The 24,082-nt window shown below is 67.0% G+C and carries 18 protein-coding genes; 8 read left to right on the top strand and 10 right to left on the bottom strand.

Going from position 1 to position 24,082, the window contains the following annotated elements; all coding sequences use genetic code 11:
- Nucleotides 1-618: a TetR/AcrR family transcriptional regulator gene (locus IBJ82_RS13825; protein ID WP_194826354.1), complete on the bottom strand. Its 618-nt coding sequence runs from the start codon at nt 616-618 to the stop codon at nt 1-3.
- A 116-nt stretch (nt 619-734) separates the two neighbouring features.
- Here IBJ82_RS13825 and IBJ82_RS13820 point away from each other — a divergent pair, with 116 nt between their 5' ends.
- Genes IBJ82_RS13820 through IBJ82_RS13795 form a run of 6 tightly spaced genes read left to right on the top strand, consistent with a single transcriptional unit; the run spans nt 735 to nt 8,119 of the window.
- On the top strand, nt 735-2,108 hold the full coding sequence (locus tag IBJ82_RS13820) for an NAD(P)/FAD-dependent oxidoreductase (RefSeq protein WP_194826353.1): 1,374 nt from the start codon (nt 735-737) through the stop codon (nt 2,106-2,108).
- Nucleotides 2,105-3,253, top strand: a complete 1,149-nt coding sequence (locus tag IBJ82_RS13815) for a serine hydrolase (RefSeq protein WP_194826352.1) — start codon at nt 2,105-2,107, stop codon at nt 3,251-3,253. The genes IBJ82_RS13820 and IBJ82_RS13815 overlap by 4 nt, the downstream gene beginning before the upstream one ends.
- A gap of 2 nt (nt 3,254-3,255) precedes the next feature.
- On the top strand, nt 3,256-4,299 hold the full coding sequence (locus IBJ82_RS13810) for an NAD(P)-dependent alcohol dehydrogenase (RefSeq protein WP_194827120.1): 1,044 nt from the start codon (nt 3,256-3,258) through the stop codon (nt 4,297-4,299).
- A gap of 11 nt (nt 4,300-4,310) precedes the next feature.
- A complete protein-coding gene (locus IBJ82_RS13805) occupies nt 4,311-5,963 on the top strand; it encodes a class I adenylate-forming enzyme family protein (RefSeq protein ID WP_194826351.1) in 1,653 nt (550 codons plus the stop codon).
- An 11-nt stretch (nt 5,964-5,974) separates the two neighbouring features.
- Nucleotides 5,975-7,714 (top strand): amidohydrolase family protein, encoded by a 1,740-nt coding sequence (locus IBJ82_RS13800; protein ID WP_194826350.1) that lies wholly within the window; start codon nt 5,975-5,977, stop codon nt 7,712-7,714.
- A gap of 60 nt (nt 7,715-7,774) precedes the next feature.
- Entirely contained in the window at nt 7,775-8,119 is a 345-nt protein-coding gene (locus IBJ82_RS13795) for a hypothetical protein (RefSeq protein WP_194826349.1), read from the top strand.
- A 28-nt stretch (nt 8,120-8,147) separates the two neighbouring features.
- Here IBJ82_RS13795 and narI read toward each other — a convergent pair whose 3' ends face one another.
- From narI to IBJ82_RS13775, 4 genes are read right to left on the bottom strand one after another with little or no spacing between them, the layout of a single operon-like run.
- Nucleotides 8,148-8,903, bottom strand: coding sequence for a respiratory nitrate reductase subunit gamma (gene narI, locus IBJ82_RS13790; RefSeq protein WP_194826348.1), 756 nt, complete (start codon nt 8,901-8,903; stop codon nt 8,148-8,150).
- The gene (gene narJ, locus IBJ82_RS13785) at nt 8,900-9,580 is read right to left on the bottom strand and encodes a nitrate reductase molybdenum cofactor assembly chaperone (protein ID WP_194826347.1); all 681 of its coding nucleotides are present in this window, start codon (nt 9,578-9,580) and stop codon (nt 8,900-8,902) included. The genes narI and narJ overlap by 4 nt, the downstream gene beginning before the upstream one ends.
- Entirely contained in the window at nt 9,577-11,256 is a 1,680-nt protein-coding gene (gene narH, locus IBJ82_RS13780) for a nitrate reductase subunit beta (protein ID WP_194827119.1), read from the bottom strand. Before narH ends, narJ begins: the two co-directional genes overlap by 4 nt.
- Before the next feature lie 10 nt (nt 11,257-11,266).
- On the bottom strand, nt 11,267-14,977 hold the full coding sequence (locus IBJ82_RS13775; protein ID WP_194826346.1) for a nitrate reductase subunit alpha: 3,711 nt from the start codon (nt 14,975-14,977) through the stop codon (nt 11,267-11,269).
- Between the two features lie 644 nt (nt 14,978-15,621).
- On the opposite strand from IBJ82_RS13775, the gene IBJ82_RS13770 reads away from it, so the two are divergent.
- Nucleotides 15,622-16,434 carry a helix-turn-helix transcriptional regulator gene (locus IBJ82_RS13770; protein ID WP_370585300.1) on the top strand — a complete coding sequence of 271 codons (813 nt, stop codon included), beginning with the start codon at nt 15,622-15,624 and terminating at the stop codon, nt 16,432-16,434.
- On the opposite strand, the gene IBJ82_RS13765 is transcribed toward IBJ82_RS13770, so the two are convergent.
- The gene (locus tag IBJ82_RS13765) at nt 16,431-17,264 is read right to left on the bottom strand and encodes an alpha/beta fold hydrolase (RefSeq protein WP_194826345.1); all 834 of its coding nucleotides are present in this window, start codon (nt 17,262-17,264) and stop codon (nt 16,431-16,433) included. The genes IBJ82_RS13770 and IBJ82_RS13765 overlap by 4 nt on opposite strands.
- Nucleotides 17,265-17,482: 218 nt before the next feature.
- Between IBJ82_RS13765 and IBJ82_RS13760 the strand changes: the two genes are divergently transcribed.
- Nucleotides 17,483-18,382, top strand: coding sequence for a hypothetical protein (locus tag IBJ82_RS13760; protein ID WP_194826344.1), 900 nt, complete (start codon nt 17,483-17,485; stop codon nt 18,380-18,382).
- A gap of 12 nt (nt 18,383-18,394) precedes the next feature.
- On the opposite strand, the gene mtnC is transcribed toward IBJ82_RS13760, so the two are convergent.
- From mtnC to IBJ82_RS13740, 4 genes are all read right to left on the bottom strand, one after another.
- Entirely contained in the window at nt 18,395-19,084 is a 690-nt protein-coding gene (gene mtnC, locus IBJ82_RS13755; RefSeq protein ID WP_194826343.1) for an acireductone synthase, read from the bottom strand.
- Nucleotides 19,081-19,650, bottom strand: a complete 570-nt coding sequence (locus tag IBJ82_RS13750) for an acireductone dioxygenase (protein ID WP_194826342.1) — start codon at nt 19,648-19,650, stop codon at nt 19,081-19,083. The genes mtnC and IBJ82_RS13750 overlap by 4 nt, the downstream gene beginning before the upstream one ends.
- On the bottom strand, nt 19,647-21,482 hold the full coding sequence (gene mtnA / locus IBJ82_RS13745; RefSeq protein WP_194826341.1) for an S-methyl-5-thioribose-1-phosphate isomerase: 1,836 nt from the start codon (nt 21,480-21,482) through the stop codon (nt 19,647-19,649). The genes IBJ82_RS13750 and mtnA overlap by 4 nt, the downstream gene beginning before the upstream one ends.
- Before the next feature lie 82 nt (nt 21,483-21,564).
- A complete protein-coding gene (locus IBJ82_RS13740) occupies nt 21,565-23,907 on the bottom strand; it encodes an arylsulfatase (RefSeq protein ID WP_194826340.1) in 2,343 nt (780 codons plus the stop codon).
- Nucleotides 23,908-24,082: the final 175 nt, after the last annotated feature.

Raw genomic sequence — 24,082 nt, 5'->3', positions numbered from 1 at the left:
TCAGTCCGGCGCTTGGAGGGCCGGGAACCAGACGTCGGTGAGCACCGCCGCGGCCTGGGTGGCCGAGACGTCGATGGTGCCCTGCATCGCCCAGCGGGTGAAGAACCGCTCGAGCTGGGCGACGAGCAGTTCGATCCGCAGCCGGGCCTCGTCGCGGCGGTGTTCGGGCCAGCGGGCGAGGTAGGCGGGCATGGTGTCGGCCAGGGCCATGATGCCCTCGCGCGCCACCGCGCGGAATTCCGGTTCGAGCGCGGTGGCCTCGTCCCAAGCCGGGAGCATGTCCTTGTTCGTGAAGAACCAGTCGATCGCGCGAGTCATCCAGTCCGCGAACGACTCTCGGGACCCGATGGTGAGCACCCGGTCGAGGTCGGCGTAGAAATCTCGCACGCTGGCGAGGGTGCCTTCCTGCGCGATGGCCCGCAGCACCTCGCCCTTGCTGGTGAAGTGCAGGTAGAAGGTCGCCCGGCTACAGCCGACAGCGGCGGCGATGTCGTCGACGCGGACATCGGAGTAGCCCTGCGTCTCGAACAGGGTGCGCGCGGTCTCGACGATCCTGGCCTTCGTCAGACGCTTCTGTTCCTCGCGCAACGATCCACGGCGGGCGGGTTCGGTCGTCATCGGACCATCTTAGACGATCCGCTCATTCACTAGACATGATGTCCAGCGAGAAGTTATCCTGTGGTCCACGTCACCCGGCATGGTCGTCGATGACCGAAGCCGATCAGGAGTTGTGCATGGATACAGGTCAATTACCCAAGGTGTGCGTCATCGGCGCCGGACCCTCGGGTATCACCGTCGCCAAAAGGCTCGCCGAGAACGGGATTCCGTTCGACTGCTACGAGGCGTCCGACGAGGTCGGTGGCAACTGGTACTTCAAGAACCCCAATGGCATGTCGGCGTGCTATCAGAGCCTGCACATCGACACCTCGAAGTACCGGCTGCAATTCGAGGACTTTCCGGTACCGGCGGATTGGCCGCACTTCCCGCACCATTCCCAATTGCTGCAGTACTTCAAGGACTACGTCGACCACTTCGGCCTGCGGGATCGGATCCGGTTCAACAGCCTGGTCACCGCCGCCGAGCGCGACGACGCGGGTCTGTGGCGGGTGACGACGGCGGCAGGCGAGACCGAGGTCTACGACGCGCTGATCGTCTGCAACGGACACCACTGGAATCCTCGCTTCCCGGACTACCCGGGCGAGTTCGACGGTGTGCTCATGCACAGCCACGCCTACAACGACCCGTTCGACCCGATCGATATGCGCGGCAAGCGGATCGTGGTGGTCGGCATGGGCAACTCGGGCCTCGATATCGCCTCGGAACTGTCCCAGCGCTTCCTCGCCTCGAAGCTGTTCGTTTCCGCCCGTCGGGGCGTGTGGGTGTTGCCCAAGTATGTGAACGGTCAGGTGGGCGACCGCGCGTCGATGCCCGCGTGGATTCCCGCCAAGATCGCGCTCAAGCTCAAGCAGCGCTTCGTCCGTAAGAACCGCGGTGAGATGTCGACCTACGGTCTGCCGACGCCCGATCACGAGCCGTTCGAGGCACATCCGTCGGCGAGTGAGGAATTCCTGCACCGGGCAGGCTGCGGCGACGTGGAGTGCAAGCCCGCGATCACCCGATTGGCCGGCGACACGGTGCATTTCGCCGACGGCAGCACCGAGCAGGTCGACGTGATCGTCTGCGCCACCGGCTACCACATCAGCTTTCCGTTCTTCACCGACACCGAGTTGGCGCCCGACGCGGACAACCGGTTCCCGCTGTTCCAGATGATGATGAAGCCCGGTGTGGACAATTTGTTCTATCTCGGTCTGGCTCAACCGATGCCGACGCTGGTGAACTTCGCCGAGCAGCAGAGCAAGCTCGTAGTCGCCTACCTGACCGGTCGTTATCACCTGCCGCCGCGCGCGGAGATCGACGAGGTGCTCGGCGCGCAAGAAGCCAAACGCTCCGGGCGCTATTACGATTCGCCACGACACACCATCCAGACCGAATTCGAGCCGTACGTGCGCTCGATGACCAAGGAGATGGAGCGCGGCGCGAAACGTGCCGCCGCCGCGGGCAATGCCCTGCCGGTGCCCGCTCGGGTGACGGCCGAGGTGGCGCGATGAGCGCCGCTTCTGGCTTCTGTCGTGACGAATTCGCCGGTGTGCGTGCGGCATTCGATGAGCACCTGCGCTCCGGCGCCGAACTCGGCGCCGCTCTGTGCGTCACTGTCGACGGCGATCCGGTCCTCGACCTGTGGGGCGGCTACGCAGATCCTGAGCGCACCACCCCTTGGGGCGCCGACACCCTGGTCAACGTCTTCTCGGTCACCAAGACGATGACAGCGCTGTGTGCCCTGCTGCTCGTCGACCGCGGCGAGCTCGACGTCGACCGCCGTGTTGCCGACTACTGGCCCGAATTCGCGGCCAACGGCAAGGCCGACATCGAAGTCCGCCACCTGCTCTCGCATACCTCGGGCGTCTCGGGCTGGGACAAGCCGATCGCGCTGTCCGACATCTACGACACCGATGCCGCCGCCGCCCGGCTGGCCACGCAGGCCCCCTGGTGGGATCCGGGCACCGCCTCGGGCTATCACGCCATCAACTACGGCCATCTCATCGGCGAACTGGTGCGCCGCATCACCGGCCGCTCGCTGGGCACGTTCTTCGCCGACGAATTGGCCGGGCCCTTGGGCGCCGATTTCCATATCGGCACCGGTCCGGAGCACGCCGACCGGATCGCCACCCTGGTCGCGCCGGAGATGCCCGACTACGACCTGTCGACCCTGGACCAGAACAGCGTGCTGATCAAGACGCTCACCAGCCCCTGGCTGGAGGTCTCCGAAACCGCGACGCCGGCCTGGCGCGCGGCCGAGATCGGCGGCACCAACGGGCACGGCAACGCGCGCTCGGTGGCCCGCATCCAGTCGCTGATCGCCAACGGCGGTGAGCTGAGCGGCAGGCAGTTCCTCTCGCCCGCGACGATCGAGCTGATCTTCCGCGAGCAGGCCGACGGCATCGACCTGGCACTGCTCGCCCCGCTGCGCTTCGGCATCGGCTACGGGTTGCCCCGACCGGAGACCTTCCCCCTTATTCCAGATGGCCGCGTCTGCTGGTGGGCCGGGTACGGCGGTTCGATGGTGGTCAACGACCTGGATCGCCGAATCACCTTCGCCTACACCATGAATCGCATGGCGACCGGACTGATCGGCTCCGATCGGTGCGACAGCTACTTGAAAGCCACCTTCGACGCGGTAGGAGCTGCCCGATGAGCATGCGCGCGATGCAGTTGACGGCCCCGGGCACCCTCGAATTGCGCACGGTGCCCGTGCCCGAGCTCGGCCCCGATGATCTGCTGCTGCGGGTCGGCGCGGCCGGGATCTGCCATTCGGATTCGTTCGTGCTGAGCCTGCCGTTCCCGATGAGCGAGAAGCCTCTGACGTTGGGTCACGAGATCGCGGGCACGATCGAGGCCGTCGGCTCGGCGGTGGAAGGCCGTAGCGTCGGCGAACGCGGGATCGTGTACCTGTGCTGGTCGTGCGGTGAATGCCGGGAGTGCCTGCGCGGCAACGAGAATGTCTGCCTGGCCGCCGGTCGCACCGCGATGCCGCCGTGTCCCGGTCTCGGTCCCGACGGCGGCATGGCCGAGTACGTCCGCATCCCGGTGCGCTCGTTCGTGCCGATCGCCGACGAACTCGACTTCGCCCACGCCGCTCCGCTCGCTGACGCGGCCCTGACGCCGATGCACGCCATCCGCGGCGCCATGGACCAGCTCTGGCCCGGCGCCACCGCGGTCGCCATCGGCATCGGCGGACTCGGCCACGTCGCGATCCAGCTGTTGAAGGCCCTCACCCAGACCACCGTGATCGCGGTCGACGTGGATGCCGACAAGCTCGCCCTGGCCACCGAATGCGGCGCCGACACCGTGCTCGAGGCCGACGAGAACACCGCGGCCACGATCTTGGAGCTCACCGGCGGACGCGGTGCGGAGGCGGTGTTCGACTTCGTCGGTACCGATCCCACCGTCAAGCTCGCCGTCGAATCCGTCGCCCCCAACGGCGCCGTCCGGCTGGTCGGTCTCGGCGGCGGCGCCACCGGCATCGACTCGGGACCGGCGGGCGGACCCGGACTGCCATGGGGTGCCACGGTGCGAAAGTCCTACGGCGGCACCAGGTCCGACCTCATCGATTCCGTGGCTCTGGCCGCCGAGGGCAAGCTCCGCGCCCAGGTCGAGCGGTTCGACCTGGCCGACGCCCGCACCGCCTTCGACCGACTCGACTCCGGCGCGATCCGCGGCCGCGCCGTCCTCATTCCCTGATGGAGAAGAACATGACCAACGCTGTAGACCCACAGGAATTCGTGGCCAAGGTGGCGGCGGGCCTGACCGCGCCGGGCGCGCCGTTCGAGATGACCATTGAACCCGTTCTCGGCGTGTCGATTCCGGTCTTCGCGCAGCGCCGGGCCGACCTGCGCGAACTGCTGGAGCATTCACTGAAGTGGGGCGAGCGCGACTACCTCGTCACCGAGGACCGCCGGATCTCCTTCGCCGAGCACGCCGCGGCCGCGGGCGCGTTGGCCACCGCGCTGGCCGCCAGGTACGGCGTCGGCAAGGGCGATCGCATCGGCATCCTGGCCGCCAACGGCCCGGACTGGGTGATCGCGTTCTGGGCCGCACAGTGCCTCGGCGCGATCCCGGTCGGCTACAACGCCTGGTGGGCGCCGCCGGAGATCGCTTACGGGCTGGGCCACACCACACCGACCGTCGTCATCGCCGACGCGAAAAGGGCTGCGCAACTGGCCGAGACGGGCACGGACCTGCCCGTCTTGACCATGGATGAGGATCTGCCCGCGCTGATCGCCGAGTTCGGCGGCGGCGAGATCCCCAGCACGCCGGTCGCCGAAGACGATCCGGCCGTGATCCTCTACACCAGCGGGACCAGCGGCAGGCCGAAGGGTGTTGTCCATTCGCAGCGAAACATGGTGGCGATCAGCGACTACCACCGTTTCACCGACGCCATGATGGCCGCGTTCATGGGTCAGGAGCCCGGCGATGCTCCCAGCGATCGCCGCTACCTGGTCACCGCGCCGCTGTTCCATATCGCCAGCCTGCACAACCTCGTCATCCCGCGCCTGCTGACCGGCGCGGCGGCGGTGTTCCCCCACGGGGCCTTCGAGGTCGGCCGCGTCCTGAGCCTGGTCGAGCGCGAGAAGGTCACCAACTGGGCCGCGGTGCCGACCATGGCGTCGCGCCTGCTGGAACACGATGTGGCCCAGCACGATCTGTCCTCGCTGAGCGCGCTCTCGCTGAACTCGGCGCCGTCCTCGCCCGCGCTGCTCGCCGGCCTGCGCGAGAAGACCTCGGCCCTGCAATTCTCGCTGACCACCAGCTACGGCCTCACCGAGAGCGGCACCGCGGCGACAGTCGCCACCCCGCTCGACCTGGCCGCGGACGACGCTTCCGTCGGCAGGCCGATCATCGGGGTCGCGGTGGAGATCCGCGACGCCGAGGGCAACGCGGTCGGCGAGGGTGAAGAGGGCGAGATCTGCATCCGCAGCCCCTACGTGATGCTCGGCTACTGGAACGACGACGCGGCGACCGCGGCCTCGATCGACGACCAACGCTGGTTGCGCTCCGGCGATTTCGGCACGATGCACCACGGCAGGCTCACCGTGTCGGGCAGGCGCACCGACCTGATCCTGCGCGGCGGCGAGAACGTGTATCCGACCGAGATCGAGAACGTGCTCGTCGAACACCCGGCCGTCAGTGAGTGCGCGGTCTTCGGCGTTGCCCATCCTGATCTCGGCCAGGAAGTGGCGGCCGTCGTCGTCGCCGAACCGGGGGCGGTGGACCCGGAGGAGTTGCGCGCCTTCGTCGCCGACCGCCTCGCTTATTTCAAGGTGCCCGCCCGATGGCGGATCACTTCGGACGCGTTGCCGCGCAACGCGACCGGTAAAGTCACCAGGCGCGAGCTCGCGATCTGAAGGGGTCAGAAATGTTCGACAGCATCATCAAAGGTGGCCGGTTCTTCGACGGCACCGGCGCCCCGTCCACGGTCCGCCACCTCGGCATCACAGACGGCAAGGTCGCCGCGATCTCGCAGACCCCGCTCGACGAAACCGGTTGCCCCCGGGTCGTCGACGCGACCGGCAAGTGGGTCATGCCCGGCATGATCGACATCCACACCCACTACGACGTGGAGGTTCTGCTCGACCCGTCGCTGTCGGAGTCGGTGCGCCACGGCGTCACCACCTTGCTGCTCGGTTCGTGTTCGCTCTCGACCGTGCACGTCGACGGTGAGACCGCGGGCGACCTGTTCGGTCGGGTCGAGGCCATCCCGCGCCAATACGTGGTCGGCGCGATGAACGACGTCCAGACCTGGAGTACCGCAGGCGAATACATCGAGGCGCTCGAGCAGTTGCCGCTCGGGCCGAACCTGGCCGGCTTCATCGGCCACTCCGACATCCGCGCGGCGGTGATGGGACTTGACCGCTCCACCCGCAAGGAAGTGAAGCCGTCCAAGGACGAGCTGGCCGAGATCGAGCGCATGCTCGTCGACGCGCTCGACGCCGGATTCGTCGGAATGTCTTCGCAGCAACTGCTTTTCGACAAGCTCGACGGGGAGACCTGCCGTTCGCGGACGCTGCCGTCCACCTATGCCAAGAGCAAGGAACGCCACCGGCTCAACACGATCCTGCGCAAGCGCGGTCGCGCGTTGCAGGGTGGCCCCGATATCGCCAACCCCAAGAGCCTGGTGTCGATGGCGGTGTCGAGCATCGGCCTCTGGCGCGACCCGCTCAAGGTGAGCCTGTTGTCGGCGGCCGATGTGAAGGCGTTGCCCGCGGCGTCCAAGATGTTCCCGGCCGTCGGCAAGATCATCAACGGGCTCGACGGCGACTTCCGCTGGCAGCACCTGCCGGTGCCGTTCGAGGTGTACTCCGACGGCATCTCGCTGCCGGTGTTCGAGGAATTCGGTTCCGGCGCCGCTGCTTTGCACCTGGCCGATCACATCGACGAGCAGCGTCACCTCATGCAGGACGAGCAATACCGCCGCTCGTTCCGCAAGGACTACGACAACAAGTACGGCCCCCGCGCGTGGCACCGTGACTTCTTCGACGCCGATATCGTCGACTGTCCCGACGAGACCGTCATCGGCAAGACCTTCGGCGAGGTCGGTGTCGACCGCGGCGGCCTGCACCCGGTCGACGCGTTCCTCGACCTCGTCGTCGAACACGGGGACAAATTGCGCTGGCGCACCACCATTTCCAACCACCGCCCCGAGGTGGCCGATGTCCTGGCCGCCGACCCGTCGGTCCAGCTCGGCTTCTCCGACGCGGGCGCGCATCTGCGCAATATGGCCTTCTACAACTTCGGCCTGCGCCTGCTTCGCCGCGTCAACGACGCCGCGACCAACGAGAAGCCGTTCATGACCGTCGAACACGCGGTACACCGTCTCACCGGCGAACTCGCCGACTGGTACGGCCTCGACACCGGTCACCTGCGCATGGGTGCCCGCGCCGACGCCATCGTGATCGACCCAGCCCACCTCGACGAGACCCTCGACGCCTACGCCGAGGACCCGATCGCGGTGTTCGGCAATCTCTCGCGCATGGTCAACCGCAACGACGAGACCGTCACCGCGGTCTTCGTCAACGGGCGCTATGTCTTCGGTGAGGGCGAAGCCGATCCCGCGCTCGGCACCGAACGGGTGGGGGCGTTCCTGCGCGCCGAGTAGGATCTGCGACCCTGACCTGATGAGCGGGCGAACACCCACCCATCAGCGAGAGGACTCGACATGTCGGACGCGAAACGGATCACCTGGGGAAATCCACGTCAGCCCACCGACGCCGACCGCGACGCCCTACGTGAGGACCTGCTCGCCAAGGCCCGTGCCGTGCGCACCGACGGCTGGGCGAACCACCGCACCGGGTGGCAGGCGGGCCAGGTCTCTCTCGTCGCCTATGTGCTCGACGACGCCGACGTCCTCGCCGAACTCGAGGAGAACGAGGGGACGGTCCTGAGCCGTTTCGCCGCCGACCTGTTCGGCTTCGTCGGCGGCCGCAAGGACAACGAAAAAGGTCTCGTCGACACCCAGGCCTGGTTCGACACCGTCCGCAAAGCCCTCGGCCCCTCGTCGTGACGCAGCGCTGTGCGGCACCCGGTGGGAACTACCAGCGGTCGGGGGTGACCGGTGCGTCCCAGGCCTTGGCGAAGCGGGTCTTGTCCTTGGTGTCCACTTCCTTGCGGCGGTAGACGATATAGGGGCGGGTGAGGTAGCCGATGGGGGCGCTGAACATATGGACAAGGCGCGTGTAGGGCCAGGCCGCGACCAGGACGAGAACGACGAGGCCGTGGAGCTGGAAGGTCCACGGAACGCCGACCATCAGGCCGGGCTCGGGGTTGATCGAGAACAGGCTGCGGAACCACGGTGAAACCGTGGTGCGGTAGTTGTAGGTGCCCCACAGCAGGTTGGAACCCCAGGTGTTCAGCAGACCGGTGACCAGGGCCAGGGTCAGCAGCGTGTACATCATGACGTCGTTGCGGCTGGTGTTCTTGCGCACGGCGGGAATGGCGATGCGGCGGTAGCACAGGATGGCCACCCCGAGCACGACCATGAGCCCGGCGACGGAACCCGCACCGACCGCGATGATGTGATAGGTGTGCTCGGAGATGCCGAGCGCGGCGGTCCACGACGCGGGGATCAACAGACCCATCACGTGACCGCCGAACACCCCGAGCATGCCGAAGTGGAACAGCGGACTGCCCAGCTGCAGCAGCTTGGACTCGTAGATCTGCGAGGAGCGGGTGGTCCAGCCGAACTGGTCGAAGCGGTAGCGCCAGACATGGCCCAGCACAAAGGAAGTCGCCGCGATGTAGGGCAGGATCAGCCACAGGCCTTCGGGCAGGGGGATGGTTGCGTTCATCGGCGGCCTTCTGTTGCTTCGAAGAGGGCGGGGTCCATGGCGTACGGTTCGAGGCCGACCTCTTCCTCGGGCGGACCCTGGGCGGCGAGTTCGGCGATGCGCCTGCGGTCGGCGGTGGTGACCGGGGGCAAGGTGGTGAGGACCGCGCCGAGGACACCGCTGTAGGGAGAGTTGTTGTCGCCCAGCGACAGTCGCAACAGCTCCATCACCGGCACGTGCTCGCCGAGCAGGCGTTCGCCGCCGATCGGGTCGATGGTGGCGGCGAATTCCAGTAGCACCGGCAGGTGGTCGGGCAGTTCCTCGTCGCCGAGTTCGACCCCCGCCTGTCGGTAGGCGTGCTTGAACCGCAGCAGCGCCATGCCGCGCTTGCGGGTGTCGCCGAAGGCGTAGAACGTCAGGTGCAGGCTGGCGCGGCGGCGCATGTCGAAGGTCTCGACGTAGCTCTGGGCCACTTCGATCGCCGCGGTGTCGCGCAGGTAGGCGAAGATCTCGGCGAAGTGCGTCTGCACCTCTTCGGGCAATCGCGCTGCGGCGTCGGACAACTGGTCGAGCATGGCCAGGGTCTGCTCGCCGGGGTAGTCGAGCAGGAACGCCGCCAGCCGCCACACGACCAGGCGGTCGTGCTCGGCCATCTCGGTAACCGGTTGGGGCCGTTTACGAATCGACAGCAGACTCATGGCGTGACACCGCTCACGGGGGAGTCGGCGACGGCAGCGCCGTTGCTGCCGTTGCCGTTACCGGCGCCGTTGCCGGTTTTCTCGTTGCCGTTCGCGCCCGGCAGGAGTCCACTGGTGCTGCGCCCGTCCCAGTTGAGCAGGTTGATCCGGCCCGACTTCTCCTCGGGCGCAGCCTGGTTGACGTCGGAGAGCGAGAACTTCTCGACGACCTGATCGAACGCCGTCATACCCGGTCCACCGTCGGTATCGAGGCTGCACCCGGTGGCCAGCGAATCCAGTTCGTGCGCCTTGGAGGTCGCGCCCATCGGGATCACGTACCGGTGCTCGTACTTGGCGATCGCCAGCAGCCGGTACATCGCCTCGATCTCTTCGGGCTCGAGCCCGATCGACGGCGCGATATGGGCTTCGGGCTCCTCGCCCAGGTTGACCGAACGCATGAACGCCCGCATCCCGGCCAGGCGCTGCAACGAGGACCGCACCGGCCCGATCTCCCCGGCGGTGAACAACTCGGCGAGGTATTCGAGCGGGATGCGCAGCGCGTCGATGGCGCCGAACAGGTTGCGCACGTCCTCGCCGTCGTGACCGGTCTCGGCGAGTACATCGACCACCGGCGACAGCGGCGGCACGTACCAGACCATCGGCATCGTGCGGTATTCCGGGTGCAGCGGCAGCGCCAGCTGGTAGTCGACGATCAGCTTGTAGACCGGCGAATCCTGGGCGGCCTGAATCCATTCCGGCGAGATGCCGGCCTTCTCGGCCTCGGCGATCACGCGCTCATCGTGCGGGTTGAGGAACACGCCGAGCTGCGAGGTGTAGAGATCCTGCGGGTCGGTGACCTGGGCTGCCTCGAGCACCGCGTCGGCGTCGTAGAGCATCACACCGATGTAGCGCAGTCGCCCGACGCAGGTCTCCGAGCACACCGTCGGGATGCCGACCTCGACACGGGGGTAGCAGAAAGTACATTTCTCCGCCTTGCCCGTCTTGTGGTTGAAGTAGATCTTCTTGTACGGGCAGCCGGTGATGCACTGGCGCCAACCACGGCATTTGTCCTGGTCGACGAGCACGATGCCGTCTTCCTCGCGCTTGTAGATCGCGCCGGAGGGGCACGACGCGGCGCACGAGGGATTCAGGCAGTGCTCGCAGATGCGCGGCAGGTAGAACATGAAGGTCTCTTCGAACTCCAGTTTCACCTTGGTCTCGAGCTTGCCGAGGATGGGGTCCTTACCGACCTGCTCGGGACCCGAACCCAGGTCGTCGTCCCAGTTCGCACCCCAGGTGACCTTGGTGTCCTCACCGGTGATCAGCGACTTGGGCCGCGCGACCGGGGTGGTGTCCATGGGCGGCGACGACAGCAGGTTGTCGTAGTCGTAGCTCCACGGCTCGTAGTAGTCGGCGACCGTGGGCAGGTCGGGGTTGGCGAAGATGTTCATCAGGCGCTTGAACCGCGAGCCGGACTTGAGGGTCAGCTTGCCGCGCTTGTTGAGCGTCCAGCCGCCCTTCCACTTCTCCTGGTCCTCGTACTGGCGCGGATAGCCCTGTCCCGGACGGGTTTCCACGTTGTTGAACCACACGTACTCGGTGCCGCCACGATTGGTCCACGCCTGCTTGCAGGTGACCGAGCAGGTGTGGCAGCCGATGCACTTGTCCAGGTTCATGACCATGGCGAGTTGAGCCATAACGCGCATGTCAGTACTCCACGTTCTGGTTGCGGCGACGGATAGTCGTGACCTCGTCACGCTGGTTTCCGGTGGGGCCGTGGTAGTTCAGGGCGAAGGACTGCTGGGCGTAGCCGCCGATCAGGTGCGAGGGCTTGATCAGCACCCGGGTGAGCGCGTTGTGGATACCGCCGCGCTTGCCCTTGGCTTCCTTGGTCGTGTCCTCGGCGCCCTCGATGCGCGGCACGTCGACCGCGCGGTCCTGGGCGTGGTACATGAAGACCGTGCCTTCGGGCATGCGGTGCGAGACGATCGCGCGGGCGACTACGACACCGTTGCGGTTGATCGCCTCGATCCAATCGTTGTCCGCCACACCGATCTTCTTGGCGTCGACGTCCGACATCCAGATCGTCTGACCGCCGCGCGAGAGCGTGAGCATGTGCAGGTTGTCCTGGTAGGCCGAGTGGATCGACCACTTGGAGTGCGGTGTCAGGTAACGCACCGTCAGGCCGTTGCCGCTCACGTTGCCGATGCTCGGCTCCGCGAACAGCGCCGACATATCGAGGGGTGGACGGAAGATCGGCAGCTGCTCACCGAGTTCGATCATCCAGTCGTGGTCGAGGTAGAAGTGCTGGCGACCGGTGAGGGTGTGCCAGGGCTTGAGCCGCTCGACATTGATGGTGAACGGCGAGTACCGGCGACCACCGGATTCCGAGCCCGACCATTCCGCCGAGGTGATCACCGGCACCGGACGAGCCTGGGTGTCGGCGAAGGTGATCCGTTTGCCCTCGGCCTCTTTCGCGAGGTCGACGAGTTCGGTACCGGTCCGCCGTTCCAGCGCCTCGAACCCTTCGACCGCCAGGCGGCCGTTGGTGGTGCCCGACAGCGACAGGATGGCCTCGGCGGCGTGGGTGTCCTTGGCCAGCGACGGCCTGCCGGCGGCGATGCCGGAGACGATGGTGCCGTTCTGCCCGGCCAGGTACGCCACTTCTTCCTCGGGGAAGGTGGTGACGCCCTTGGTCGTCAGACCGAGCTTCTCCACCAGCGGCCCGAGCGCGGCCAGCTTCTCCGCGATCTTGGTGTAGTCGCGTTCGACCTCCACGATCTTGGGCATGGTCTTGCCCGGAATCGGTTCGCACTCACCGGCTTTCCAGTCCAGCACCTTGCCGCCGGCCTGCGCGAGCGCATCGGGGGAGTCGTGCTGCAACGGCACCGCGACGATGTCCTTGCGGGTGCCGAGGTGCTTCTCGGCCAGCCAGGAGAAACCACGCGCGATCCGGTGGAACGCCTCGAAGTCGGTCTTGGCCTCCCACGGCGGGGAGATGGCGGGGGAGAAGGCGTGCACGAAGGGGTGCATATCGGTGGAGGACAGGTCGTGCTTCTCGTACCAGGTGGCGGCGGGGAGCACGATGTCGGCGAACAGCGTGGTGCTGGTCATGCGGAAGTCCAGTGCGAGCAGCAGATCGAGCTTGCCCTCGGCGCCTTCCTCCCGCCATTCCAGTTCCTGCGGTCGCACACCGGTCGCGTCGGTGGTCTGCAGGTTGGAGCCGCAGCCGAGCAGGTGCTTCTGGAAGTACTCGTTGCCCTTGCCCGAGGAGCCGAGCAGGTTCGCGCGCCACACGGTGAGCACGCGCGGGAAGTTCTCCGGTGCGTCGGGGTCTTCACAGGCGAAGCGCAGGTCGCCGGATTTCAAACCGTCGACGACGTGCTCGGCGGGGGTCTTGCCCGCTTCGGCGGCCTCGTCGGCGAGGTCGAGTGGGTTGCGGTTGAACGTCGGGTAGCTGGGCATCCAGCCGAGACGACTCGCTAGGGCGATGTTGTCGGCCGCGGTGCGACCGGCGAACTTGCCCTTGCCCAGCGGCGACGCGAACGAGTCCGAGGTGAAGGGGTCGTAGCGCCACTGGTCGTTGGTGAGGTACCAGAACACGGTGCCCTGCATCTGACGCGGCGGGCGCTGCCAGTCACTCGCGGAAGCCAAAGTGGCCCAGCCGGTGACGGGACGGCACTTCTCCTGGCCGACGTAGTGGGCCCAGCCGCCACCGTTCTTGCCCTGACAGCCGGTGAGCAGCGTCAGGGTGAAGAAGGCACGGTAGATCTGATCGGAGTGGAACCAGTGGTTGGTGCCCGCGCCCATCAGGATCATCGAGCGACCGCCGGAACGTTCGGCGTTGTCGGCGAATTCGCGTCCGATGCGCGCCGCCTGAACGGCGGGCACTCCGGTGATGGCCTCCTGCCACGCTGGGGTATATGGCGACTCGGCGTCGTCATAGCCCTTCGCCCACTCGCCCGGGAGCCCTTCGCGGCCGACACCGTACTGGGCCAACAGCAGGTCGAACACGGTGGTAACCCGCTTGCCCGCAACGATCTTCGTCGGCACACCGCGGATGATCGACCCGGCGACATCGGTGTCGAAACGCGGCAGCGCGATCGTGGCCGGTGCGTCGTCGGAGTGACCGAGCAGCGTGAGCAGGGGGTCGACACCTTCGAGGTCGAGGTTCCACTTGCCCGCGTCGCCCTCGCCGAAGCGATGGCCCAGCGAACCGTTGGGCACGACGGGGTTGCCCGCTTGGTCGAGCAGCACCGGCTTGTGCTCGACGCTTTCGCCGGTGTGGCCCAGATCTGCGGCGGTGAGGAACTTGCCGGGGAGAGCGCCGTCCTGATCCGCCGCCTCGTCGAGGCAGATCAGGTACGGCAGATCGGTGAAGGACTTGATGTAGTCGGTGAACATCGGAGTCTGCTTCTCGATGAAGAACTCCTTGAGCACCACATGGCCCATCGACATCGCCAGCGCGGCATCGGTACCGGGGCGCGCGGCCACCCATTCGTCGGCGAACTTGGTGTTGTCGGCGTAGTCGGGGGAGACCACCACGACCTTCTGGCCGCGGTAGCGCGCCTCGGTCATGTAGTGCGCGTCGGGGGTTCGGGTCACCGGGACGTTGGAGCCCCACATGATGAGGTAGCCCGCGTCGAACCAGTCGGCGGACTCCGGCACGTCGGTCTGGTCGCCGAACACCTGCGGCGAGGCCACCGGCAGGTCGGCGTACCAGTCGTAGAACGACAGCATGTAGCCGCCGATCAGCGACACGAAGCGCGCGCCGGTGGCATGGCTGACCATCGACATCGCCGGGATCGGCGAGAAGCCGGCCACGCGGTCGGGGCCGTACTGCTTGATCGTGTACACGTGTGCGGCAGCGGCGATCTCGGCGGCTTCCCACCACTCGGCGCGGACGAAACCGCCCTTACCGCGCGCGGTCTTGTAGGCCTTGGCCTTGACGGGGTCCTCGACGATGGACTCCCACGCCAGCACCGGGTCCTTGAGCTCGGCCTTGGCCTTGCGGTAGAGATCGAGCAGCGTGCCACGCACATACGGGTAGCGCACGCGGGCCGGAGAGTAGGTGTACCAGGAGAAGGAGGCGCCACGCGGGCAGCCGCGCGGTTCGTACTCGGGCTTGTCCGAGCCCACCGACGGGTAGTCGGTCTGCTGGGACTCCCAGGTGATCACGCCGTCCTTGACGTAGATCTTCCAGGAGCACGAGCCGGTGCAGTTCACGCCGTGGGTGGAGCGCACCACCTTGTCGTGCGACCAGCGGTCGCGGTAGAACTCGTCGGCATCGCGGCCGCCGACCTTGTATACGGACCGGTTGTCCGGCGAGACCTCGCCCCGCTGGAAATACTTACCGAGGTTCAGCAATGTGTCGCCGAAATCGGCGGGCGACGGACCTTGCGTGCGCGAATTAACCACGACGCCCCCTTCGAGCTGTGAAATCGGGCTGTTGGGGGAAACTGTAAGGAGGCTGACTCCTTCGGCAAAACGAACTTTTCACATCCGGATTCGAGCCTCGGTGAGCTGTGAGGTCGGCGAAATGCTGTGGTCACGGGGGAGGGGCTCGTCGGCATCGACGATCGGGGCCTCACCTGGGCGAATGAGCCGAGAGCCGGCCCGAACGCGGTGATCGAAGGGTCTGTCGGTGGGCCGACGGTGATGCTTCGGAAACGACTGGTTCTCCCGCGGTTTACATTTGTTTACACGCCTGGCGTGCCCGCTGAACAGCACTGATGTGACGCCACACACAGCTATGGTCGCGCCGGGGCGGTCTGCGGGACGGCTCGGACGGCCGGGTGGATCCGGACGCTCGCCGCGCCCGAAGGCAGGGGCGGAGACCGTCGCGGTCGGGGCGACCGAGGTCGCGCGGTACGGAATCTAATAGCACTGCGAAACGGAACGATTTCGAATCCTTTTAATTCAGTTCAGTGCACCGAATTGCGTGACCGCGAGCACAGTTGCCGCAGGTTAACTACCCAAACGAAACGGCGCTAATATAAAGAAACGGCATCTTTTCCGGTCGGTGCTTGGTTCGAGGTTGATCAGTCGTCCAGGATTGGCCCGTGCAGACAGGGAGGGTTGGTGTGATACCGAAGCCATCGTTCGACGGACCAGACAGGCCGCCGAAACCGCCGACGCTCGGCGGGTTGCTACGGCGACTTCGCGACGATCGGCGGATTTCGAGGGAAAAACTCGCCTTCGCGGCGGGGGTCAGTTCGAGTTACATCACCCATTTGGAGAGCGGGGATCGGGACCGGCCGACGCGTGCGGTGATCGAGGCGCTCGTGCGCTACCTCGACCGGATCGCATCGGTAACCGATATCGAGCGCCGACATCTATTCGATCTGGCAGGCATCGCGCCTGTCGACAATCCGACGGTCGAGGATCTGCGAGCCGAGATCAGCACCGAGATGCGCCGGACTCTGTCGCTGCGGGAACCCGATCTCGCGGCCTATGTCGACACCCGCTGGAACGTGCTCGCGGGCAACCATTCCTATGACCGCGCGTTCCCAGGACTGGTCGAGGATGTCAATATTCTGCGCTGGTTCTTCGGCAACCCGCTCTCGCGCAAAGTAATGGTGGAATGGGAGAAGGAGTCCACCCTCACCGTGCACTGGCTACGCGGCCTGATCGGCCAGCAGGTCGGCGGCGACTGGGCTTCCGAACTGCTCGACGAATTGGCGCAATATCGCGATTTCCGCCGCATCTGGGACGGCGGCGACACCGTGTACGGTCGCGAGCAGGCCGCCATGCGGCTGTGTGATCTGCACACCGGCGAGAACTACACCGTCGACGTCCAGCTGTTCCGGCTCGATTCCGTCGCCTATCCCGGCCGCATCCAGTACTACCAGGGCGTTCGCGGGCCCGACCGCTAGATACCGGCGACCGCCACCGGTTCCACGGCATGCGGGGTGCAGGCCGTCACCAGTGCGGCCAGCGCCGCGGCAACCTGCTCGGGATGGGTCAGCGCGCAGCCGTGGCCCGCGCCTGCCACCGTGCGTACCCCGCTCGCACCCGGCAGTTCCTCCGCCAATCGCGCGCACTTGTTGGCGGTACTGCTGTGGTCGTGTTCGCCGCGGAGAACGAGAGCGGGCACGCCTATTTCGTCGAGTCGCCCACGGACCGAATCGCGCCCGATCAGGCACTCGGCCGCCGGGCGGATCGCGGTGCGATCGGCGGCGAGCCAGCGACTGATCCAGGTCTGCCAGATCTGCGGATCGGTGCCGCCGATCAATAGCGGCGCGAGATCTTCGGCCAGTGGCCGCAAATCGCCGCTGCCGCACCATTCGTCGAAGAAGTTCTCGTAATAGGTTTCGTCGCTCCTGGTGCAGGCGTCGGCTTCGGTATCGAGCAGCGCCAATCCGGTGACGCGTTCGGGGGCGAGCAACGCCATCCGCAGTGCCGCGTAACCGCCCTGGCTCACGCCGCCGACAATCGCGCTCTCGATGCCGAGTGCGTCGAGCACCCGCAGGCCGTCGGTGGCCAGATCCCAGTAATCGAAGCGCGGGTCGTCGCCGTATCCGGTGCGGCCGTGACCGCGAGCGTCCCAGGCGACGACATTGATATCGGTGTGCGCCAGAACCTTCCGGATGGGATCGAACATGGATTCGTCCATGAGGAATCCGTGGGCGAGCAGCAGCGTCGGACCTTGGACCGCGTCGGTGCGGAAATGGACGTTGACAGAATCGGAGTGCACGAAGGGCATGGTCGAAACATACAAGCGGCGCGGTCGATTTCGCCCGGTTGCGGACCGAATGCGGCACCGCCTGATGGGTGTACGGCCGGTTCTGTGAATTCACTGGCGAGTGTATATACCTAACTGGGGCCGTCTATTTGTGCGCGCCCTGTGGACATGTCCGTTTGTGGCCGATTGGATAGGAGACGTCGGTGATAGCCGGCTCGAATCGGAAAACGGGGATATTGATGAGGGTGACGGAGCAGGGGCAGGATGCCCACATAAGTTTGGCCGCCGCGGGTGACAGCCTCTCGGCGACCTTCGCAGTCTGCGATGCGGAGGGCAGGGCGATCTGGTACGGCCCGTTCATCGACGCCGACGCCGACCATCCCCGCGGTGACCAGTTCGCTGCCGCGATGGGCGCCGCGGGCCGCGCGATCTGGCTCGCGGGCCGAGCACGCGAGGACACCGGGGTCGAGAAGGTGACACTGCACCTGACAGTCAGCGAGCAAGGACTCGACGCCGTCACCCTGGCCTGCACCGCGTCGATGGCCGGGCTGGCACTCGATCTGGTTGTCGCCGAAGACAATCCAGCACTGGACTGGTGCCAGGCGTTCGGCAGGCTCGATTGGACGTCGGGCCCGTTGACCGGCCTCGTCGATCCAGAAGTACCACAGACGATCCCGACGCTGCGGGCGATCACCGGCGGTCTCGATCAGCAGTCCGAACCACAGGAAAGGCTCGACATGCACGAACTAGCACTCGACCCCTCGATGGAATTGCGCTCGGCACTGGAAAGTTTGCTGCTGCACGACGCCATCGGCATGGACGCCAAGATGCGCCACGCCATCGCCGCCGTCGTCCACCTCGCCGTCGACACCCCCCACGGCCCGCCCGAGGACGCCGAGGAATTCCTCGGCCGCCTCGACGCCTCCTGGCTGGTAGCAGCGTGGCTCGGCCACGACACCGAACTCTCCCTCATCGCCACCCTCGCCGCAGGCGAGATTCCCGCCCTGTCCTGGTGCGAACTGATGTTCACCACCACGCTGGCGCCATGGTCGACGAGCCCGGTCGCCATCCACGCACGACGGGTGTTCGGGACAGTCCAGCGGGGACCGCTCGGCGCGGTCAGGGCGCACGTCGGCTGAGAGCGCGCCACCTCAGTATTCGGCGACCTCGACCTCGGCGAACGAACTCACCCAACGATGCGGTGGCCGTGGTGGATTCGGTTCGCCGTGGCGGTGCACTCCGACAGCCTGCCAACCCGCGGCCACCGCGGCGTCGAGTTCGTCGGCGTGGTCGGACAGGAACAGGATGTCCTGGGCCGGGACGCCGATCCGGTCGGCGATGAGCTCGTAGGAACCCGCCTCGCGTTTGGGGCCTGCGCTGACCAGGTCGAAGTGATCGGTGATCACGGTGGACAGGTCGCCTGCCTCGGCGAAGAGGAACCAATCTCGTTGGTTGCGTTCGGAACCCGAGGAATAGACGAACAGTCGGTAGCCCTCGGCATGCCACGCTTTCAGCGCGGGTGCCACATCGTCGAAGAAGCGTCCGTGTAGTGCGCCGGCGCGGAAGCCCTCGGCGCAGATGGCGCCCTGGGCGGCTTTGAGGGGCTCGGCCTTCACGTCGGAATGCAGCCAGGCGGTGAGGATCGCGGCGACTCGGTCGGTGTCCGCGGTGGGTTCTTCGGCCAGTTCGCGGGTCCGTGCGATCACCGTTTCCGCGGCGCCGGAGGCATTTTCGGCCAGCCAGGCGGGTAGGTGCTGTTCGGTGTAGCCGTAGAGGTCGGTGCGGACCGCGTCGGTGGGGCTGGTGGTGCCCTCGATGTCGAGGACGATCGCGCGGGTCACGCGAGCAGTTCGTCGAGGGTCGGAAAGCTCGCGCTGATCTTGTCGCCGGTGAAGTCGCCGACCCAGCCGTCGGCCTCTTCGAAGAAGCGGATGGCGATGAAGTCGGGCGTGGTGCCCATGTCGAACCAGTGCAGGGTGCCCGCGGGGACCGAGAGCAGGTCGCCCGCTTCGCAGACCGTCGCCAGCACGGCGTCGCCCACGTGCAGGTAGAAGCAGCCGCGGCCGGCGGCGAAGAAGCGCACCTCGTCCTCGGCGTGGCGGTGCTCGTCGAGGAACTTCGCGCGCGCACCGGCGGCGGTGGCAGGCCACTCCGGGTTGTCGGCGTCGGGGTGGATGCGGGCGACGTCGATGTGCTCGTAGCGGCCAGCGGCGTTGAGTTCGGCGATCTGCGGGCCGTAGTGGGCGAGCAGGGTGTCGGAGTCGGTCGCGGCGGCGTCGGCGAGCACGGCCCAGTGCGAGTAGGCGATGCCGTGCTGTGCCAGCTCGGCGCCGATCTCGGTGGGGTCGGTGGTGTGCACCCGGACGTCGGCGGCGTTGTCGGCGGCCATCACTTGCAACAGGGTCATGTCGGTCCGATCTCGAGAGGCGTGGCGTCGGTACGTCCCGTGCGGGCGATCAACTCGCACAGGGCTTCCAGGCATTCGGCGCGATCGCGCGCCTGGGCAAGAGTGTCACCCCAGGTGGTGATCCCGTGCCCGGTGATGAACAGAATCGGTGGGGCGTCCGGGTTTTCGCGCAGGTAGGTGTCGATGTCGGTGCCGATGCGCCCCACATCCGGCCAGTTCGGGAACACCGGGACCACCACTGTCGACGGGTCGGTGAGGCCGAATCCCTTGAGCAGTTCGAAACCGCTGATCCGCAGCGGGGTCACCGCGCCGCCGGGCCGCGCGGAAGTAGTCGCCAGCGCGGTGGCGAACGGAGAGTGCACGTGCACGACCGCGCCGGCGGGACGGGTGCGGTAGACGGCGGTGTGAATGCTGGTCTCCGCGGACGGCTTCCGGTTCTGACCTGGACGCGCGGTGGTGTCGGCGATCGCGACGAGCACCGTGTCGCTCTCGCCGAGTTCGCCTTTGGACAAGCCGCTGGCGGTGACGAGGGCGTCCGCACCCGAGGTCGTGACTCGGCCTGATTCGGCGCCGACGGGGTCGATGCGCACCGAGATATTGCCCGCGGTGCCCGGCATCCAGCCCCGTTCGTAGAGCTGGCGTGCGGTGGCGGCGATCGCCTGTCCCTGCGCGGCGAGGGGCCTGTCGGTGTTCTCGACGGTGGCCGCATTCGCGCGGCCGTGCTCGTCGAACGTATCCGAATTGCGATAGACCACACCGTTTTCCGTGACCACGGCGGTGACCAGGTCGGTCGGCGTCACATCGAAGGCCGGGTTGAACACCGCGGTGCCCGCCGGTGCGGTGTCGACGCCGCCGAACCCGGTCACCTCGGCGGCGGCTCGCTGTTCCACCACGATCTGCGCGCCGGTGGCCATCGCGGTATCGCGGGTGGATTCCGGGGCGACCACGATGAACGGGATGCCGTGGTGGCGGGCGGCCAGGGCCAGGGTGAAGGTGCCGATCTTGTTGGCGACGTCGCCATTGGCGGTGATCCGGTCGGCGCCGACCAGCACGGCGTCGACCTGTCCGGTCGCCATCGCCCAGGCGGCGGCGGAATCGATGGTCAGGCGGTGCGGAATGCCCGCCTCGGCCAGCTCCCACGCGGTGAGCCGCGCGCCCTGCAGCAGCGGGCGGGTCTCGTCGACGATCACGTCCTCGACGGCGCCGCGTTCGTGCAGCACCCGCAGAGCGCCGATCGCGGTCCCCACCGCACTGGTGGCCAGGCGTCCGGTGTTGCAGTGGGTGAGCAGTCGGAGCGGCCGCGCACCGCACAGATGTTGCACGAGGTCAGCGGCATGGGTGGCGGCGGCCAGATTGACCCGCCCGTCCTCGGCGAGCATTTCGAGGGTCGCGGCGAGCACCGCGTCGGCACCTTCGGCGACCCTGCCACGCACCCGGTCAACTGCCCACGCCAGATTGACTGCCGTGGGGCGCGCTGCGGCGATGCGGTCGGCTTCGGCCTGGACGGCAGCTACATCGACCACGCGGCGAGTGCGGATCTCGGTTTCGCCGGGCAGGCTCTGAACTGGGCTGCTCGCGTTATCGAGTATGCCGTCGGTCGAGCCATCCGTCTCGCCGGGTACGCCGTCGTGCGTGTGCGCCCTTGTCGCGATGACCACGCCGAACGCGCCCGCGATCCCGATCGCCGGAGCGCCGCGAATGGCGAGGGTGGTGATCGCCTCGATGATCTCGTCGACGGTGCGCAGGCGCAGTTCCCGCACCTCGTGCGGCAGTCCGCGCTGGTCGATGGTGACGAGCGCACCGTCGTCCCAGATCAGGGAACTGTCGTCCATCTCCGGCGTCCTGTCTGCGTGGCATTTCTGGCTGGTAAACGGTATCCGACCTGGTCGCGACTCGATCCCCGGGGCCGGTCGATCACTCCGCGGCGTACTCGGCCTCCCGCTCCACCGCGTCGATCGTGCGCTGCGGGACCTGCACGGGACCGGGTGTGTAGGTAATCCCGCGCAGGCCGCCGGAATAGCGGAACGGTCCGCGGCGCTCGCGCAGATCCCACGAGACCGGACCGCGCGCGTCGACGCCGACGGAGATCCCGGTCCACGGCGCCATGCCGACCAGTTGCACCTGGTCGGTGAGCTCCGCGAGCGGCGTGCCGTCGACCTGGATGGTGAAGTCCCAGCGCAGACGCGGCTCGACGGTGGCTCGCACGGTGATCTCGCGCGTCCCGATGGGCAGCGGCACGCCGACGGACGCATACCGCCCGTAGCTGTTCACGCCGAGCACTACTTCGCCGTCCTCGATGTAGAGCACGTACCCGCCGAGCGGGTCGCCGTGTGCGACGAGCACACCCTCGTCACCGGGTTGATAGCCGTCGACCACCCGCTCGTCGCGTACCGCTGTGCCGGTCAGATCGGCGGTGATGGTGAAGTCGCGGTAGGCGATGAGGCGTTGGGAGCGGTAGCGCTCCAGGGTGGGGGTACCGGGCAGTAGCCGCACCGGAGCGGCGAAACGCGCCTCCTCCGGGCGACGGCGGAACAGGTCGGCGCGGGTCAGGAGCGGGAACACTGTGTTGGCCCACGCTGATTCGTCCCAGGCGGCGGCCAGTTCGGCGGCCTTGTCCGGGTACTGCGCCGAAAGATCGTGCAGCTCCGTGGGGTCGGCGCGCACGTCGAACAGCTGCCAGTTCGGCGCATCGATATCGGCGTCGGCATCGTGCAGCGACAGCAGTTTCCAGCCGTCGCGGTAGAAGCCGCGGTGACCGGTCATCTCCGAGTACTGCTCGGTGTGCCGCGTCGGGGCCGCCTGATCGCGCAACAGCTCGGCCGCGGAGACGCCGTCGAAGTCTTTGGCGGGCAGGCCGTTACGCACAGAGGGACGGTCCAGACCCGCCAACTCGAGCAGCGTCGGCGCCAGATCGGTGACGTAGGCGTATTCGTGGCGGATGCCGGAGTCGGTATCGGTGCGGGGCAACCCCTTCGGCCACGACACGACCAGCGGTACCCGCACACCACCCGCGAAAGTCTGGCCCTTGTAGAACCGGAACGGTGTGTTGGACGCCTGACCCCAGCCGCGCGGGTAGTGCACGCCCAGCTTCGCGGTGCCGATCAGGTCCTCGTCGTGGGGGACATCGCCCACCCAGTCGGGGTCGTCGACGTGGGCGAATTCGGCGAAATAGGACCGGGTGCCCTCCGGTCCGCCCTCGGCGGTACCGCCGTTGTCGGAGGTGAACACGATGATGGTGTTGTCGAGTTCACCGAGGTCTTCGAGCAGGTCGACGATGCGTCCCAGGCTCTGGTCGATGCTGTCGACCATGCCCGCGTACACCTCCATGTACTTGGCGTAGCGCCGCTGCTCGTCGACCGACAGCGAAGCCCACTCCGCCGCTTCGTAACCCGGCTCGGTATTGCGCGGCTTCTGCTCGGTGCCCGGTGGGAACAAGCCCTTGGCCAGCTGCTCGGCGAAGCGGCGCCTGCGCAGTTCGTCCCAGCCCTCGGCGTAGCGCCCGCGGTACTTGGCCTGGTCCTCGGCCTTGGCCTGCAGCGGTCCGTGCATCGCCACGTGCGCGAAGTACAGGAAGAAAGGCTTGTCGGTGTCGTGCGCGCGCAGGTCCTTGATGTAGGACAGCGCCTTGTCGGTGAGATCGTCGGTGAGGTAATAGCCCTGCGGGTATTCCTCGACGTCGACCACCGAGCTGTCCGACACCAGTTGATTGGGGTAGTAGAAGGAGTTCAGCCCCTCCAGCGACCCGTAGTAGCGGTCGAATCCGCGCTGGGTCGGCCAGGAGTCCCGATGCGCGGACGGGTTCATCGTGGCGTCGCGCACCAGATGCCATTTGCCCACCGCGTAGGTGGCGTAACCGTTGCCGCGCAAGATCTCCGGCAGCGTGAGCACGTCGTCGGCCAGTTCCAGCCGCAGGCCCGGATAGCCGGGATCGGCGTTGGCGACGAAGCCGAAACCCGCACGGTGGGAATTGATTCCGGTCAGCAGCGCCGCGCGCGAGGGCGAGCACAGTGGAGTCGTGTGGTAATTCGACAGCCGCACACCCTGGGCCGCGAGACGGTCGAGGGTCGGTGTCTCGATCTCCGAACCGAACGGGCCGATATCGCTGTAACCCATGTCGTCGACGAGTACGACGACGATGTTCGGCGAGCCCGCGGGCGCGGTGGGCGGGTAGGTCCAATCGGGGGTCGACTCCGCGGACGTGCGACCGGCCGAGCCGCCGAAGGATTCGTAACCGCGAGCATGGGGTGGAACAGGCATTCTGGCAGTAAAGGCGACATATCCGCTGGTCACCAGGGTTATGTGCAGTGTGCGTGGAATCGGTGACCGGTACGCCGCAACTTGTTAGCGTCACTGCCGTGCCCACGAATCAGCCACCCTGCTGCTGTTCGTGTCGCGTCCTGCGCGGCTGACGAACGCCCCCGACGTTCGCGGC

Source organism: Nocardia sp. XZ_19_231 (assembly GCF_015355705.1).
Taxonomy (GTDB): Bacteria; Actinomycetota; Actinomycetes; order Mycobacteriales; family Mycobacteriaceae; genus Nocardia; species Nocardia salmonicida.
This window is presented reverse-complemented; position numbering and strand designations above follow the sequence as displayed.